We start from the raw sequence: 17,133 nt of genomic DNA on the forward strand, positions 1-17,133 counted from the left end.
TGACTACTGAAGCAATACGAATAAATAATTTTAAAATATCTATTTTATAATTGGTTTATTAGTCTTGTAAATAAATAAACATTAAGAATAATTCTGTAATACAGAGTATGCCAACCGAGCAGTAAAAAGTTACGGTGGTTGTTAGGAATAACGATGTGGGCTGGAGCCATAAAAAGATACTGACTACATTAAATTCGGAATAGAGCTTGGGTGATTTTTCTGTTTTAAGGCCATCAATTGATATTCATTCCGTCTTTTATTAAAATTTCTTAATGCTAATATTTTTTACTAATTTAAAAGAAAGGATTAGTAATTGACAATAAAAGAGGGCAACGGAAACAAAAGGGAAATAAGCCGCTACATCCGGCAGGTTCTTGTATCGTGTATTGCAGACAATAATTCAAATATAATTATACAGGGACACCATTTGTCCATGCCGTTGCCATATATTTGCATGTACTTATAAATTATGATTATTACATTATGAATGGATGAACAGAAAGCCGGGACTTCAATGGCGGAGCCATGTTTGAGGCATTGAGTTGTCAAGTCAATTTTTAATGGATTTTATTTTAGAAATGAACTAATTAAGTTATATCTGAAATAAACATCAAGAGTAATTTTGCTGAGCAAGATTCACCAACCGGGCAGAGAAAAGCCACGGTGGTTGTCAGAGATGACGATGTGGGCATTAGTCAATAAAAAGAGTTTGGGACCACATCAGATTCGGCAGAGTTTGAGTGGTTTTTTCTGTTTTATACACCCGCTCAGATTCATTCCGAATACATTTCTCACAATTCTTAATGCTAGTTTTTTATTAATTAAAAGAAAGGATTTGTTGTTGACGATAAAGGAGTCGAAAAACAGATATTTTACTATTGAATTAATATTAATTGATTTGTGGGATTTTAACTTTTATTTGAAATTGATTTACAACAATGGAGATAAGGAGAAGCATATCCAATTATACTATGAATACAGAGAAGTTAAATCTATCATTAGTAATTTCAGGGATACTGCTTTTGCTTTGAAATCAAATAATTATAATTCCTTTGAATTTGAGGATGAATATCAAAGAGATGAATATGAAATAGATTTAATAAATGAGGACCCAAAAAGTAATTTCAAGAATTTAGTTTTTAGACACAATGAATATGATGACCCAGAGTTTATACCGTTTTTAAATCAAAGAGCAAAAAGAGTAGAAGAAGAATTACTTAACATTGTCGTAAGCAAGAGGGATTTGCTGGATGCTGCGTATGAATTAGAGAAGGAATTAGTTGAGGAAATCACAAATATTTCAAAATTAATTGTATAAGAATATGAAACTTTATGGACATAACGGCCAATATGTAGAATTGCATATAAGCCCAAAAACAAAGAGTATAGATTCCTGGGTATGGATAAATCATAAAGTTAAGAATGATTTTCATGAAATGTCATACGATATGGAATCGTTACAATATGAAGATGTGCTTAGATTAATAAGAATATTTAGAAGATATGCCACAGAGACAGATAAATCTGTTAAAAATAATATTGAATGTTTTTATGCAGAGAATAAAGACATATGCAATGATAGGTATTTAAGTGCAATAAAGGAATATAATGAGATTAAAAATTTATATAATGAAAAGGATTTTGTATTGTATGATGCGGGATTAAATTTTATACGGCCAGATATATATATGATACAAAGAGATAAGAATGCAGATAAATCACTAATCAGGTTTTATTTTGTCTTCATATTTGATGAATGCCTTGGGTATTCGTATGAATGCTTTGTAGATGTGTATGCAACAAATAATGAACTTTTAAAAGCAGCTTACGAATTGGAAATAGAACTTTGCGAATATCCATATTTAACAAATCCAAGAATATATATTGATGAGCAAAACAATGTTTTATAATATAATATTAAAAGAAAGGATAAATAAATGAATAACATATTCGGTTATTTAAGACCAAAAGAAAGTGACAAGGGAATGTATGATTCAATTATTAAGAAATACTCCCTTGAAAATACGGTTAATTCACTGTGGTATCACAGTGCAGGATGCGACTTCCAGGGTTTGTATTTTAGCGGCAAAAGAAATAATCTGTCCGAAATAACTGGCGGTAAACCTGATTTGTTCATTTATACAGATATGGACAAAGACATAATTGAAAAGATAAGACAAGGGAAATTATTTAATGTTGGAGATAAAATCATAACAGTTAACAGTTATATCGAACTTGATTTTGAAGAAGACATTAAAGATTATTTTCCGTCTTCTATAAATAAAGATTCGATAGACTACAAGGCGGATTATTATTCTGTTTTCCTGTTTGACTTAAACCTTGGAGAAAATGAGGGCGACGTTCCACTTTTGTATTTTGTGTGGGAGAATACTGCATTTTTGAAGGCATTTGTAATTGAAAGGAGTGTAAAAATAAAATACTTCCAGAAGCCCAGAGAGTACGGATTCGGCGGAGGATGGATTGCCTCACAGGTTTATCTGCTCTTCTTTCTTGGTTTAATGGAAACAGAATATCTGTTTCTTGAAAATGCTCATAATTATATTAGTTCCCTAGATAAGGTAAAGGATGTAATAACTGAGGATAAAGTTCTCTATGAAAAATTTATGTGCACAGAAAATAATTTTCCAGATGTAAAACATATTGGAGCGACACATGGCAATTGGTTTCCTCCATACAAGGATACTAGATTTTATGATTATTACAATATTATGAGATTGTTTAAAAATACAAACGTAATACCAAATATGACTTTTGATCAAAGAATAAGTAGTATAATGTCAGCGTTGAGAATTAGATAGATGAATTGAGTCAGTTTGAATTGAACTTGATATGAAACTGCTTGAATTGGGTGCTCTTGATAACTGATATTGAAACAATATAATTAAACAGAAAGGAGTATTAATGAATGACTTAAAGAGGAAAAGGTACAAAGATTGTCAACGGGAAGTAAAGATTACCGAAGAGCTGAAAAATGAATACGGACAGGTTTCGGGAAAGGAAGAATTTAAACTGAACGCCGATGGCAATCTGCTTTTTAGTTTTATTTGGGATGAAAAAGGGGGTCTTGTTTCGGCTGAAGAAAATAAGTACGAAGATTCAGGCAGGATTAAAAACCACTATTACAAAAAATCGGGAGAGTCCGGACGTACTGAATATTTTTACAGTAACAAAGGTGTACTCATTAGGGAAAAATCAACGATTGAAAACAAAATTACACGAGATAAAATGGTAATTGTGTATAAATACAACTCAAAGGGAAAGTTAAAGCACTTGAAAAGTGTAACGACTTCTTACGATGAAGACAACAATATAGTTGATGTGGATGTGTATGAAGAGGATGAAGAAACAGGATTCAGTGTCTGAAAAACAATTTTATTAATTAAAAGCATATAATATGACTTATGTAGATTGCTGGAAAAATATAAAGGATGTTAGATGGCTACTTTACTTTGTGAGAAATAACAATAAATTGAGCGAGGACTATGCAGTAAAGCTTGGGCTGATGAAGTTTGCACTAAATACCGCTAAGGATGTGAACAGACTATCAGGCAAGGAGAGAAGAATGTTTGAACATATTGAAGAACTTATTACTGAAAATATGATAACGGGTAATGAAGGCTTAAGATTAGAAAACAAACGGAAAAGCTATTTAAACAAACTGAAGAGTGAGCCTTTGAATGTAAAAGATATGTTTGAGTTTAACACTTACTTTGCGATGTTGACAGAGGACCCATTAAATGCAGCAGAAAAAGTTTACATAAATGCACTTAAATTCATTAGAAATTTTGCAGAAGGGAATAAGCAAATTATACTTGATTTCAAGAGGAAGCTTGCAGATGACTTCAGGGAAATATTAGGGGGAATAATTGAAGAGGGGGTTGAATTCGACTTAGAGCCCGAGGTAATAATGGATTTTGACAGGAATTCCATTTACAAAGAACATATCTTTAGTGATGTTTACTTTGACGGAGATGATAAAGAGGAATTCAACCTCAAAGGCTTTTACAATTTGTGGGAAAAGGAACAGAATGTGATGTGGATGCTGTACTTTCTTTTCCAATGCAGGAATACAAACGATGAGAAGATAAGACAGTTTACTTTAAACACACTGATTGAAGCAGTAACAAAGGCAGGCAACAAGAACCTGCTTGAATTATTCAGCAATCATCTGAAGATGGTTCAGGACGCGATATACGGAACAGTCAGCAAAGAAGAGGTTTATGCAACATCCTACAAAGACAACGTTTTGCCGTTTATGGGGTTCTTTATGTTCAGGAATATGGTGTATGCGGCTATAAATGCACTTAAATACATGAACACAGAGTCTGCGGTGACAAATGCCTTTAGATTCTTATACAGAGCAATAGGTTATCACAGTGGCAAAGATAAATCATTTTGTAAAACTATATCAAAAGAAATAAGTGAAAACCTGAAAAAAGAGTACAGTAATCCTTTTGATGATTTCTTTCATAAGGCAGACATTAGCTATGACGGAGTAGCAATACTAAAAAAACATAATTATAAGCCGATATCACATAACGGAAAATGGAATTTTGTACCAAATAATTATTTTTAAATTAAACTAAATAATAATGAATAAAGAATATTTGTTTACATCAGAGTCGGTATCAGAAGGCCATCCTGATAAAGTTGCTGACCAAATTTCGGATGCAATTCTGGATGCATATCTCGAAAAAGATAAATACGCAAAAGTTGCCTGCGAGACATTGATATCAGGAGATTTACTCGTCATATCCGGGGAATTTAAGTATAATTCAGAGGATGAGATTGACCATAAGCAAATTGCGTTCGATGTAATTAGAAAGATTGGATATGATAAAGGTAGTTTCGGATTTGATTTTGATAAATGCGAATTTATACCATCTATTAAAGCACAATCCTCTGATATAAATATTGGAGTTGAACAGGGAAATAATACAGGTGCAGGAGACCAGGGACTTATGTTCGGATATGCGACTAATGAAACACCCGAATACATGCCGTTACCTATTTTACTGGCACATAAATTAATGTTCAGGCAGGCAGAGCTCAGAAAAAGCGGAGAAATTGACTGGCTGGGACCCGATGCAAAAGCACAGGTGACGGTGAAGTACAGAAACGGGAAACCTGTATCTGTTGAAAAAGTTGTTCTTTCCACACAGCATAAGAGCTATATAAGAAATTCTGAGATAAGATACACGGTTACAAAAGAAATTATTGAGAAAGTGATTCCAAAAGATCTGCTTTCAAAAGATGTTTCAGTACTTATTAATCCAACTGGATCATTTATAGAAGGCGGACCGAAAGCTGATACTGGACTTACCGGAAGAAAGATAATCGTGGATACCTACGGTGGAAGCTGTCCGCACGGCGGCGGAGCTTTTTCAGGAAAGGACGCTACAAAGGTCGACAGGTCAGCGGCTTATATGGCAAGGTTTGCTGCAAAGAACATTGTTGCAAAAGGACTTGCTGATAAGTGCACGCTGCAGGTTGCCTATGCAATAGGTGTTACAGAGCCGATATCGATGATGGTGAATACTCATGGAACCGGTAGGGTATCAGATGAAGAGACAGAGAAGTTTGTGAAAGAAAACTTTGATTTTACTCCTAAAGGAATAATAGAAAGGCTGGATTTACTGAGACCAATATATTTTGATACAGCTGCATACGGACATTTTGGTAGAGTCGGGTTTGAATGGGAGAAGGTTTTTTAATAAATATAAATCAGAAGTAATCAGTATTTATAAATTAAATGGAAAGGGGTTTATAAATGGTAAATCTTAGTACACGACAAAAATAAGGTGAAACAAAAAAGATAGCTCCTGATGTTAAGTTATTAATTTGACAATAAATTAAATAACAAAAGGAGCTAAGAATGAGTTACAATTATAATCAATTATTAAATATATTTCAATTTCATTTCAACTGGAATTTAGCAAGGGTTTCTTTCCTGACAACTTTCGTGATAAGTTTTTTGCAGTGCTCGACAGTAAATTTACGTAGAGTAGCCCTTCGAATGAAGTCACAGAATGTTGACTCAAATTACAGGAGGATACAGAATTTCTTTCAGAAATATGGTTTAAGACAAAAAGAGTATTCAATATTTTTGAGATCCCTGTTACCAAAGGATGCTAAATATTGGTTAGCAATAGACAGAACAAACTGGAAGTTCGGAAAGACAAACATCAATATTTTAATGATAGTAGTCATATACAAAGAAATCGCCTTTCCATTATGCTGGGAAGCACTGGAAAAGTTTGGAAACTCAAGCTCAACCGAAAGAATAGCTTTACTTGAAAAAGCAGTAAAGATATTGGGAAAAGACTCAATAAAAGGAATATTAGGAGATAGAGAGTTCATAGGTGTAAAATGGTTTAGGTATTTAATGAAAGAGGAAATTGGTTTTCACATCAGAGTGAAATCAAACATAAAAGTTGGTAGTAAAACTAAAGAAAGCAGAAAAGAAATAAAGGATTTATTAAAATATTTCAAAGTTAATATTCCCAAAGAATTACCGAATAAACATGATGTTTTCGGATATAGATTGCACGTATCAGGAATGAAAACCAAAGATGACTATTGCATAGTAATAAGCAATAAAGACAATACGGAAGCTCTTAAAATCTACCGACAAAGATGGTCAATCGAGAATATGTTTGGCGCATTCAAGACCCGGGGATTTAATTTTGAAGACACACATCTGCATCATTTATACAAGATCGAGAAATTAATATTTCTAATAAGCATAGCTTATGTCTGGTCAATATTCACCTCATTATGGCTGGATTCGAAAGTAAAGATAAGAGTCAATAAATATGGTAGAAAAACAATTAGTTATTTCAGGAGAGGTTTAGATTATTTGATTAATATGCTACACCAAATACTTTCGGGAAAAATGCATAATGAATATATTGAAGTCATTAAATTATTGTCGTGTACTTAGATGGTAAATGGATTAGTAATAGTAACAGCTGTTATGCTTATTGTTTCGAAATTTCTGGATTGTTATACTACGGATGTGAAAGCCTCAAAGACGGCTGACAAAGCAGGATATGAGGTAAACCCACTAACAAGGTGTCTGATGATAAAATTAGGGTTTAGAAATGTGATATGGTGGGGATTTGTTTTGATATCTATATTTGTATCTTTAATTGCATATGAGGTAATGACTGAAAACAACATTTACTATTCAATTGGATATATATCACTTGGTTTTACAATTTCTCTGGCTCAGTTTGATGTTGCCGGGCACAATTATTATAACACACAATCTTTCTTCACCAGAACTCTCTGGAAAATCTACAGCATCTTCAACAAATAACACAACCTAAATAATTAACAGTTAATAATTAAAAGGCAGGGACACAGATTGTCCCTGCGAGGGGCATATATTTGCTAATATGAAGTAACATTAATTAGAATGAGAGTTACGGGAATAATAAAGACAGGAAAACTGATAATAGTTCTTTTAGTGCTTTGTTTGTTTGGACTTTCTTGTAAGGAAGCTCCAACAGAAGCAGAGGAGCTTATTTCGGGAATAACGGGAAAGATTACTGCTGCAAGCACAGGCAATAATGTTGTTGGTGCATCGGTATATACTGTTCCGTCTTCAAAGAGTACAACAGCGGATAATAACGGATATTACGAACTGAAAGAAATTAATCCTGGTACATATACAGTCACAGCTGCTAAGTCAGGATTTAATACTGCCTCTGTAAATATAGTTGTAGAGGAAGGAAAAATTAGCAGGGGTGACATTCAATTGGTTGAGGAAGGACCTGAATTGTCGGTTCAGCCGATGACGATTGATTTCGGAACGACACAGATAAATGCAACGATAACCGTTTCAAACAGCGGGGTTGGAACGCTTAACTTTACGGCATCAAAGAATGCAGGATGGCTGAGCATTAGTCCAGCAGCGGGAGCGGTTACAAACACACCGGTTACTATTAATCTAACGGCAGACAGGAGCAAGGTAGGGTTTGGAAATTATTCTGACGTGATACAGATAAATTCCAACGGAGGAAACAAGCAGGTTAATGTTATGATGGTAAAGCAGGATCCGAATGCTCCTTACCTGAATGTATCACAAAATCAATTAAATTTCGGAGCTTCGCAAAGCAGTTTAACATTTGATGTTTCAAACGGAGGTGCTGGGAATCTGAACTGGTCAATAACTAAAGACCAGAGCTGGATTACTGTTAATCCCCTTTCCGGAACGAATACAGCGTCAGTGACAGTAAGCGTAAGCAGAAACGGTTTACCGAACGGACAGAATTTTACTGGGAATGTAACCATATTATCTAATGGAGGAACAAAGGTAATACCTGTAACCATGTCAACAGGACTTCCTTTTACAGGAACATGGAGCACAATGACTCCTTATCTTGCAGGAATCAATCCGGAATCAAATTCAATACTTGCCGTAGAAAACTCAAACAACATCTGGGCAGCGGGTGACAAGATATGGTATTACAACGGAAGTACATGGACAGAGCAGACAAAACCGGACGGAGTAGGAACGATTAATTCTATATCATTTAATTCGGCAACGGAAGGGTGGGCTGTATCATATAACGGAGTAATAAAATACAACGGAAGCGGATGGACAAAGGTGACAACGGTACCTTCAATATGGACTTACAACTATGTGATTGTTTTAAGGCAGAATGTGATATTCCTGTTTTCGTACACATACGTCCTGAAATCATTTGACGGAGGAACAACATGGCAGACTGAAAATCTTAACTTTATAGGTCTCGACGGCGTGAGAATGGCAGATAAAACTTCAAACGGGAATGTGCTTTTTGTAAGCTTTGCACAGGGCACGATTGCAAAGTATGACGGAATAAGCTGGAATACGCTTTACGATGCGCATTATGTCGGGAACGGACTGCCATATATGCGATACTCTCTTTCTGCAGTTAATCCAACAAATGTCTGGTTATCAACACAATTTTACGGAATTGAGAAATATAACGGAACGGCATTTCAGTCCGAGCTGACTTTTTCAGGATATACAGAACTATACACAATAAGCATGGTATCTGAGACAAACGGATGGGCTGGAGGCTCGAAGCTATACCAGTACAACGGAAGCGGATGGACGGCAAAGACAGGAATATTGAGTGCGGCTGTTATTTCGCTGAAAATGATTTCAGAGAACGAAGGATATGCAATAACCGAAAGCGGAACAGTTTTAAAATATAATTAACATTTTATAAACATAAAATTATAGAATCATGAAAAACACATTTAAATTATTAACTGTAATCATAGCAGCGGCGGTAATTTACTCATGCAGCGGTAGCGTTGGAGAGGAAAACAGGGTTGAAAGCAGCGGTTCAAGACCTGACTGGATTTACAAACCGACCACAAAGGATAACCAGTACGTTTTAGTAACGGGTGAAATGACGAAAGCAAAGGACAGGGCTTTCGGCATGAATCAGGCATATGCAGACGGGATGAGAAAACTGCTTAATATGATGATTAATGATGTAAAGACACAATCTTCGCAGGTATTAAGAGGTTCGAACGTAGAGGAAGGCGATGTGGAGAAATACAGCGAGTTTGCGGTAGCTTGGATTTCGCAGACATACACGGTTGCTAATGTTGAAAATCCGGAAACTTACTGGGAGAAGGTAAAAGTTGATACTCCTTACGGGGAAACGTATTACTATGACTGTTATTCAAGGGTTAGGATTACAAGGGGTGATTTTAATAAATCGCTAACTGGTGCTTTTGAGAGCATGAAGAAAAGAGCACGTGACGACAACAAGAAGACAGTTGAGGATGTTGCGGAGAAACTAATTGAAGACCTGAATAACGGAAAATGAAGATTGCATTAACAGTCTTAGTATTGATGTTCAGCTTAGAGCTTGCAGGGCAGGTTCCCGAATGGATTGGGAAAACCCCAAAGGGATATATACATGATTACTATACAGGAAAAGGTGTTAGCAAAACATCGAGAGCTGAATCAGTATCTCTTGCGAATGAAGACGCTGTTGTATCAATAGTAAAAACCGGAAAGATAACAGCCGATTTTACCGAGCATGACAGCACGGGTTATGAGCAGAGAGGATTTGATGCAGATGCAGAAATGAACATAATACTGAAGACTGTCAGAGAGGTAAACATTACAGGCGAATCGAAGACAATAAAAGGACTGAAGCTTGTAGAGACATATTCAGAATACAATCAGGGATATTATGAATCATGGGTTTTAGTATCCGTTCCCAAAACAAACCCTCTGGACATGCCCTCGCCTATAACTAACATGATAAAATCAGCCGTGATACCGGGATGGGGGCAGTTCAGCAGGGGGAGCAAGATAAAGGGAGCAGCGTTTTTGACTTTGACAGCAGGTTCGCTTATATCGGGGTTTGTGATGAATGAGCTGAGCAACAATGCCTCGAAGGATGCGCAAAGTTCGAGAACACAGCAAAGAAGGGATTTCTACAATGAGCAGGCGAGGGCATATAATACATTCAGCGTGATTTCATTTATTGCTGCCGTGGGGTTTTATGTATGGAATATAGCTGATGCGATTGCGATAAAGGAGGTGGTGGTGTATGCGGGGGTGGAGGAAATTTCAAATAATATATGTTTAAAAATTCAAATTAATTTGTAGGTCTGATGAGTTTAGATCAGAAAAAGTTTGTAATGAGGGAATATTTTTTCCGAATATGTGAAGAGTTGTAGTATATTATTAATGAGTATTGAATCAGACTGATATGAAAAACTGAAGTCGGGAGCATTTTGATTTATTGGAAAACGCTGAAATGGTAATAAATAATAATTTAAATAATAATATAATGAAGGACAACACACTCTATTTTGTGTTAATATCGATAGTGGTTTTATTTATTATCGTTATTAACTTATTATAAATAAGTAAAGATAAAATCATACCGGAGATTTTGGTAAGATTTAACTATTAAAATTTGTTAAAGACAAAGAACGAAATAGCTTTATTGGTTTCTGCAGCCGTAATTATATCTATTGCAGTGTGGGTAATCTATACACCACAGAAAAGAAAAGACCCTGTTCAGGAACACAAGATGACAGTGATTGATACAACAAAGAATAAAACAAGAAACATAGATTCGATTGATTATGAAGATGAGGTAGATAGAAATCGGGCAAGAAAGGTCACAACCAAGATATACACAATTGATGACTTTTCAGTATGTTACTACGGGAAAGTCACAGTATTTGATGCCGGTGAATTTTACGCGCCGGGAAAGGCTGAGATATACAGAAAGAAAAACGATAGAAAACTTATATGTATCAAATCCAGCACTATAACCGCGGGACTATTTAGCAGCAAACCGAATTCGAATAATAAGATAAAGTACGGTGAGCAAGATGTTATAGTTTGTGAGGATTTCAATTTTGACGGGATAAAAGATTTTGCTTTTCTGGATGGAGATTACAACAAATACTGTACTCCCTCATACACAGTGTACCTGACGTTAAACCGCAAGATAGTTTACAGCAAAAAGTTAACAAACCTAGTCAGACAGAATTTGGGAATGTTCGACGTTGACAGGGAAAGGAAAATATTATCCGTTTATAATAAAAGCGGATACTGCTATAATGAATACAAAGAGTATAAGGTAATTAATAATTCTCCTGTGATTGTTTTTATACAAGAAGAGGAAACTAAAGACAATTACTTTTTTAAGACAACGAAAAGATTATTAAATAACGGAAAGTGGAGTAAAAAGACAACAAAGGAAAAGGCGTAAAAGGATTATAAGAATAAGCGGGTGAGGATATTCCATACGCCCATTGTGATTTCATTTATTGTGTTAGTGGTATATTAAGTATTAAACGACGTTGATGCGATAGCGATAAAGGAGGAGGGGGTTCATGCTATGGTGTCAATTTCAGAAACTATTATATATTTTAGACGGTCATAATCTTTTAAGATTAATTAAAGGATTATCTTTTCTATTATTATTAACTATTTTTAATAAATTGAGTGTATATCATCTTTTTCTTGCTTTAATGAAATGTAACAAATTATTTGTGATTTTTTGTATATTTTAAGATTACCGATTTTATCACTATTAATTAATTAGCATACAATCAGTATAAACATTTGTTTAGAACATTAATAAAATAATTGAAGGAAGTTTATAATAATTAAACCCAACTTATATGACGAATCGAAAGATTTTCGAAAAAGCACAAAACTATTTGCTTTCTTTTAATAAAATTACACCTGACATATTACAAAGGCAATGCGAGTTTCCCGGAACTACCAAGTCTATCCCCGAATTATATAAAAAATTGCTTGAACATGCCAGTAACAGAAGAGGAATGCCCAACTCAATTGGAGACATTGATAAATTAAAAAACATTCTTTTTGAATTTAATCCAGAAAAAGTTTTTAAAGAGTATAATCATTGGGAAAAATTATTTGATAAAATTAAAAGAGAGCTCAAGCCAACAAGTAGAATGCAAATAGACAATAAACATAATTACTGGGTTATTTATTGTAAATCGGTTTTATCAGTAGCAAATTATTTAAACAAATATTCTACTATTAAATCGTTCAATAGTTACGTGAACGAATTTATTTCTTCAAATAATATTGATATAAGGATGTCTTTACCGTTGTTAATGAAAGAGGAACTGTTTGGTTTTCAATTTGCTTTAGCTTGCGATTTTGTTAAAGAAAACATTTCCCCTGAATTTATAAAGCCCGACGTTCACATAAAAGATATATTTAAAGGATTACAATTATCTAATGAAAACGCTAATGACTTTGAAGTTTTTAGAGATGTAATAAAATTTGCAAAATCAATTGATGAACTTCCTTATAAAGTTGATAAAGTGTTTTGGTTAATAGGTAGTGGAAAATTTTATATCGATAACATCAAAATATCAACCGATAAATTTACTTTTATTAAAATGTGCTTGAATTCATAAAATAACCTTATTTAGAGAATTGCAAATTATAAAATATTATGGAAAAAATATTAGATTTAAAATATAATGACAAATACGACCAAAAAAAACTTGAGAGTTTTAATGCAAGGCTTGAATTATATTTGTTTAATTTAGCAAATGGGCCAAACGTGAAAAACATTAATTTTGATGAAGATTACTTTATAAATATGGAAACAAAAGAAGAATACATAAAGACAAACTTAGTTGTAAAATGTCAAGAATATGGTTTTTCATTTTCTAACAATTCATTAAAAAACATAAAAATAGATTCCATGATTGGGAATTGGTGTGAAGTTAATGAAGAAAAAATTGAAAATCTTTACAAAGACTACGAGGTAAAATATAAAGAAACATTATTTCCTAAAGACAAATTTGGAGAACTGCTAAAGCAAAATGAATGTGAATATTGTAAAATCAGTTTAGATGAAATAAAAAAACTGTTCGAAAAAGAAAAAATATATGGAAAAAGGTATACAAGGGGAAAGAGTCTTGAACTTGATAGAAAAATACCTAATTGGGAATACTCCAAAGATAATACAGTTGCTTGTTGTTATTGGTGTAATAATGCAAAAACGGATGAATTTTTTGGTGATGAATTTAAGAGTATAGGATTAGCTATTGGAACTATGTTAAAAAATAGATTGAAATAGCAAAAAGATATGTTGATTTCAAAAATTCCACGTTACACAATTCAATACTCCGCCGTCTTTTGAGATCTGGCGGATGTCTTTTATGTTAACGCGGATTATTTCACATGCAGGGAGTTCGTATTTCAGAGTTTTATAAGCTGTTAAATCTTGATATATTCCGTACTGGGGAAGATAAATCTTACTGCCGAGTTTCAGAAAGTTGATATAGTTTCCTGTTGCTGATGGTGTTACTGCTCTTGAGCTTTCATCACTTATGATTTCATTTTCAATTTGTATAATCTTATAATTATTTCCAAGCTGTTTGTTTAATTCTTTAGTAAGATTAAAGGTATAGAGATTTTCACTTGAATACTTTTTGAGGTAAGCTGCTATGACAACAGTTTCTTCATCGATAAAACGAACTGTACCGTCTGTGTGTCCTGTTACATCTCCAGGTTCTACGGGAATGAATATGACTTTTTCAACTCCGGGAATCTGTTTGAAAGAACTTTCTATCTCCCCGATAGAAAAAGAATCGTTATTTGAAATTATTCTGTTTGTTAATATTACTGTATCCTTTCCGTTGTAAGCAAAGTTACCCCCATCGGATTTAAGAGGAAGAGGGATCGTTTTAATGCCAAGATACTCAGCAAGTTTGCTGCCTGCTTTATTAAGTTTTGGAATATAGCTTTTATACGAACCGTTGTAATATCCGGTTGTGAAATCAGGTTTAAGATATGTAAATTCTCTGTTACCGGTATTTAACGGCAAAGGAGCCCAGTCCCGAATCCATATATCAACGGCTTCCGGAATAACCAATGTTTCATAATTATTTTCTGGAAATTTATCTTTTATTAACTGTTCAGACTGAATGCTGCATACAATAATTATAATTCGGATTTCATCCTGTAATTTGAATATATAGTCCCTCAGAAATTCATCATAAAATTTCATGTATCTGTTTAATATACCGTAAGGATATACCAATGCTAATAAATTCTGTTGTGTCATGGCTTTAATTTAAATAAGATTATACTAACGTTGACAAGACAAATAGTGTCCCTGATAATGAAAGCTTAATAATGTAAATAAGAACACCCCTCCTTCTCAAAAGAAGGAGATGTTTTGTTCAATTAACGGTTATCACTCTATGGCAAATGTAACATTAACAACAGCGGTTATGGTCTTTTCAAGCGAACGTGTGTCATTGATACCGTAATCGGATACTTCAGTTGAATTTTTTGCATTTATCTGCATGACTCCTGTTTTTGATGAGCGGACATCGCCGACGCTATTGCCTGTTGCTTTTGCTATCTGCTCTGAACGAATTTTTGCATCCTGCGAAGCAAGACCTATCATTTCAATTTTCAGGTCGCTGAGTTTTGTATAAAGAAATGAAGGTTCTTCTGAGTTAATGTCGATTCCCTGATCGATGAGCTCTGTCACTGTTCTTGAAAGAAGGTCGATTTTATCAACGTCATTTGATTCGACTTTAATATTCTGTGACAAACTAAACCCTCTGGTTTTATCCGATGAGCTTTTTTCAAGACCAAATCCATCAAACGGATTACCTGTCTTTCCTTCATAAAGCGTTTTTGTAGTGATGGAAGAAAACATCAGTTTATCCTCAGGAAATCCGAATGAAATCAAGTAATTTTTCACCTTAGTGTTTGTTTCCTGAAGTTTTGCATAGGCCTCCTTCATTGACGGAGCATCAGCAGAAAAAGAACCCGACCAGATACCAAGGTCTGACTTTATCTGTTTAGATGCTGAGCCGGTTACAGCAATTGTGACATTGCTGCTTGCGACTTTCTTCCATGTGCCTGACATAATAACGGCACCGATGATGAAACCGAGAGAGAGGATAAGTGCAAAGATGATGTAGCTGCGGTAGTGATTGGTTGTGTTGTCCATGTGTTTAATATTTAGTTTTTGAAACATTTTATTTGTGTTGTTGTTCAAACTCTTCGTTGAGAATATCATATCTTTTTGTAAATGAATAATGACGTGTTATAAAACGTTTTGTCATTTCAGGGTTTTCATCGTTTGGTTCCACGTCAAAATCAATTGCTTTTAAAAGCAGAGCCCACCTATTAAGAATCATATTCTTGGGGTCTTTTTCTTTTAAATGTTCAAAAGGATAATACCATGTATGGAATCTTTTTTCATGTATCAGGAAATAATAGTTGAAAAGAATATTGTTTGCATTAACGATAATATCTATAGTTTTAAAGTCTTTCGGATTGTCCGCTCCGATTAAATCATCAATGGATTCATTATCCATTATGCTGAAATTAATTATACTGCCGTTATTATCGATAACTCCGGCAATCTTTTCCTGTGTTTCCCTGATGATTGGATTATTGTTAAAGTATTCAAGGAATTCATATATATCGTTGTTATTTTTGTAAACACTATCAATAGCAACCTCAATATTCCTGAAATACCTGTACACCTCCTTTAGAATCCTTGGGTAATTTATAAGATGAAGATTTTTATCAAGTTTTGTGATGCCGAAAGAATCAGCAAGCTTTCTGAACATGATCTTGGCAACAACCCGGTAATTTAATTGCGGAAAACCTATATCTGTTAAAAATTTTAATGATTCATCGGTTTCTTCGGTATCTAATATGTTTAGATAGAAGTTGTAAATTGTTCTTTCTCTTATACCACCCAGAATAACGTTTAGTTCTTCAAGAGGGAACGCTCTTATAATTTTGTTTTCAACAGTATCCATGGAGCAAAAATAAGAAGGGCAGGGTGACAAAGGATGTCTCTGTAAGGTATTTATTTTAGAAGAGTGGTTTTATATTTGGAAAGTTTTACGTTATTCCATTCGTAAGCAGTGCCGATGACGGAAACGAGGAGCTACTATTTTCTTATTATATTTCATGTATGAAAACAGTTATTTATAAGAACACGAGTACGAGTAAAAGCAATAAAAATAATAAAAACAGCAAGACGTTAAATGTCCCTGTAATAATTTTATATTTGTAAAGTATTAAATTAACATTAATAATATGAAAAACTTATTAGTTGTAATAGTGTTAATGCTGGTGATTTACAGCTGCGGTGATACAAGCAAAAAAACGGTAGAAAGGAAAGAGGTTAAAAAAGAAGCAGAGAAAACCACAATAGATTCACCTGAGGACGCAAGAAAGAATGCAATCGGGACATGGCAATTTATTATGGGAGAAGTATGGTACAAATATGTAATTAAAAACGACGGTAGTTTTGATTATTTTATGGCCGAACCCAAAAACGGAAAGTGGACGCAAAATCAAGGGGGTACCTGGGATGTTGGAAACGAAAGATACAATGATACAGGCAATAAATTTTATTACTTTGCGGTAACACATAAAAGAAAAGCAGGATATAGAAATGAACGAGACGAGTATCACACATACAAGTTTGCCTATAAAAATTCCAAAATGGTGTACTCCCCTAATTATGAAGCCGTGGGAAATCCGCTTGGTATTAAGACAGATGAAAGTCCATGGAAAGATTAAGCGATTAAAAATGA

Annotated in this window: 18 protein-coding genes and 2 riboswitches; of the genes, 15 read left to right on the plus strand and 3 right to left on the minus strand. The window is 34.1% G+C overall.

Annotated features, from left to right (window positions below; all coding sequences use genetic code 11):
* The first annotated feature begins 73 nt into the window (after window positions 1–73).
* A riboswitch (SAM-I-IV-variant riboswitch) is annotated at window positions 74–184 on the plus strand.
* Window positions 185–602: 418 nt separating this feature from the next.
* Window positions 603–713: riboswitch (SAM-I-IV-variant riboswitch) on the plus strand.
* 206 nt (window positions 714–919) lie between these two features.
* From WC644_01700 to WC644_01765, 14 genes are all read left to right on the plus strand, one after another.
* Complete coding sequence (locus tag WC644_01700) at window positions 920–1,318, plus strand: hypothetical protein (protein MFA5010642.1); 399 nt, start codon at window positions 920–922, stop codon at window positions 1,316–1,318.
* Between the two features lie 4 nt (window positions 1,319–1,322).
* The gene (locus WC644_01705; protein MFA5010643.1) at window positions 1,323–1,910 is read left to right on the plus strand and encodes a hypothetical protein; all 588 of its coding nucleotides are present in this window, start codon (window positions 1,323–1,325) and stop codon (window positions 1,908–1,910) included.
* Between the two features lie 27 nt (window positions 1,911–1,937).
* The gene (locus WC644_01710; protein ID MFA5010644.1) at window positions 1,938–2,819 is read left to right on the plus strand and encodes a hypothetical protein; all 882 of its coding nucleotides are present in this window, start codon (window positions 1,938–1,940) and stop codon (window positions 2,817–2,819) included.
* 103 nt (window positions 2,820–2,922) lie between these two features.
* Window positions 2,923–3,384 (plus strand): hypothetical protein, encoded by a 462-nt coding sequence (locus tag WC644_01715; protein ID MFA5010645.1) that lies wholly within the window; start codon window positions 2,923–2,925, stop codon window positions 3,382–3,384.
* A 31-nt stretch (window positions 3,385–3,415) separates the two neighbouring features.
* Window positions 3,416–4,597 (plus strand): hypothetical protein, encoded by a 1,182-nt coding sequence (locus WC644_01720; GenBank protein ID MFA5010646.1) that lies wholly within the window; start codon window positions 3,416–3,418, stop codon window positions 4,595–4,597.
* A 16-nt stretch (window positions 4,598–4,613) separates the two neighbouring features.
* A complete protein-coding gene (gene metK, locus WC644_01725; protein ID MFA5010647.1) occupies window positions 4,614–5,735 on the plus strand; it encodes a methionine adenosyltransferase in 1,122 nt (373 codons plus the stop codon).
* Window positions 5,736–5,896: 161 nt separating this feature from the next.
* Window positions 5,897–6,964 carry an IS4 family transposase gene (locus WC644_01730; GenBank protein MFA5010648.1) on the plus strand — a complete coding sequence of 356 codons (1,068 nt, stop codon included), beginning with the start codon at window positions 5,897–5,899 and terminating at the stop codon, window positions 6,962–6,964.
* Window positions 6,965–7,342, plus strand: coding sequence for a hypothetical protein (locus WC644_01735; GenBank protein ID MFA5010649.1), 378 nt, complete (start codon window positions 6,965–6,967; stop codon window positions 7,340–7,342).
* A 99-nt stretch (window positions 7,343–7,441) separates the two neighbouring features.
* Entirely contained in the window at window positions 7,442–9,235 is a 1,794-nt protein-coding gene (locus WC644_01740) for a carboxypeptidase regulatory-like domain-containing protein (protein MFA5010650.1), read from the plus strand.
* Window positions 9,236–9,263: 28 nt separating this feature from the next.
* Entirely contained in the window at window positions 9,264–9,857 is a 594-nt protein-coding gene (locus tag WC644_01745; GenBank protein MFA5010651.1) for a hypothetical protein, read from the plus strand.
* Complete coding sequence (locus tag WC644_01750) at window positions 9,854–10,651, plus strand: hypothetical protein (GenBank protein ID MFA5010652.1); 798 nt, start codon at window positions 9,854–9,856, stop codon at window positions 10,649–10,651. The genes WC644_01745 and WC644_01750 overlap by 4 nt, the downstream gene beginning before the upstream one ends.
* Window positions 10,652–10,964: 313 nt before the next feature.
* Window positions 10,965–11,771, plus strand: coding sequence for a hypothetical protein (locus WC644_01755; GenBank protein ID MFA5010653.1), 807 nt, complete (start codon window positions 10,965–10,967; stop codon window positions 11,769–11,771).
* 415 nt (window positions 11,772–12,186) lie between these two features.
* On the plus strand, window positions 12,187–12,960 hold the full coding sequence (locus WC644_01760) for a hypothetical protein (protein MFA5010654.1): 774 nt from the start codon (window positions 12,187–12,189) through the stop codon (window positions 12,958–12,960).
* Between the two features lie 38 nt (window positions 12,961–12,998).
* Window positions 12,999–13,631 (plus strand): hypothetical protein, encoded by a 633-nt coding sequence (locus WC644_01765; protein ID MFA5010655.1) that lies wholly within the window; start codon window positions 12,999–13,001, stop codon window positions 13,629–13,631.
* Between the two features lie 18 nt (window positions 13,632–13,649).
* Here WC644_01765 and WC644_01770 read toward each other — a convergent pair whose 3' ends face one another.
* From WC644_01770 to WC644_01780, 3 genes are all read right to left on the minus strand, one after another.
* Window positions 13,650–14,621, minus strand: a complete 972-nt coding sequence (locus WC644_01770) for an agmatine deiminase family protein (protein MFA5010656.1) — start codon at window positions 14,619–14,621, stop codon at window positions 13,650–13,652.
* A 132-nt stretch (window positions 14,622–14,753) separates the two neighbouring features.
* Entirely contained in the window at window positions 14,754–15,593 is an 840-nt protein-coding gene (locus WC644_01775) for an SIMPL domain-containing protein (protein MFA5010657.1), read from the minus strand.
* Window positions 15,553–16,347 carry a hypothetical protein gene (locus WC644_01780; GenBank protein ID MFA5010658.1) on the minus strand — a complete coding sequence of 265 codons (795 nt, stop codon included), beginning with the start codon at window positions 16,345–16,347 and terminating at the stop codon, window positions 15,553–15,555. Before WC644_01780 ends, WC644_01775 begins: the two co-directional genes overlap by 41 nt.
* A gap of 283 nt (window positions 16,348–16,630) precedes the next feature.
* On the opposite strand from WC644_01780, the gene WC644_01785 reads away from it, so the two are divergent.
* Entirely contained in the window at window positions 16,631–17,119 is a 489-nt protein-coding gene (locus tag WC644_01785; protein MFA5010659.1) for a hypothetical protein, read from the plus strand.
* Window positions 17,120–17,133: the final 14 nt, after the last annotated feature.

Source organism: Ignavibacteria bacterium, from assembly GCA_041649015.1.
Classification (GTDB): Bacteria; Bacteroidota; Ignavibacteria; order Tepidaquicellales; family Tepidaquicellaceae; genus CAIKZJ01.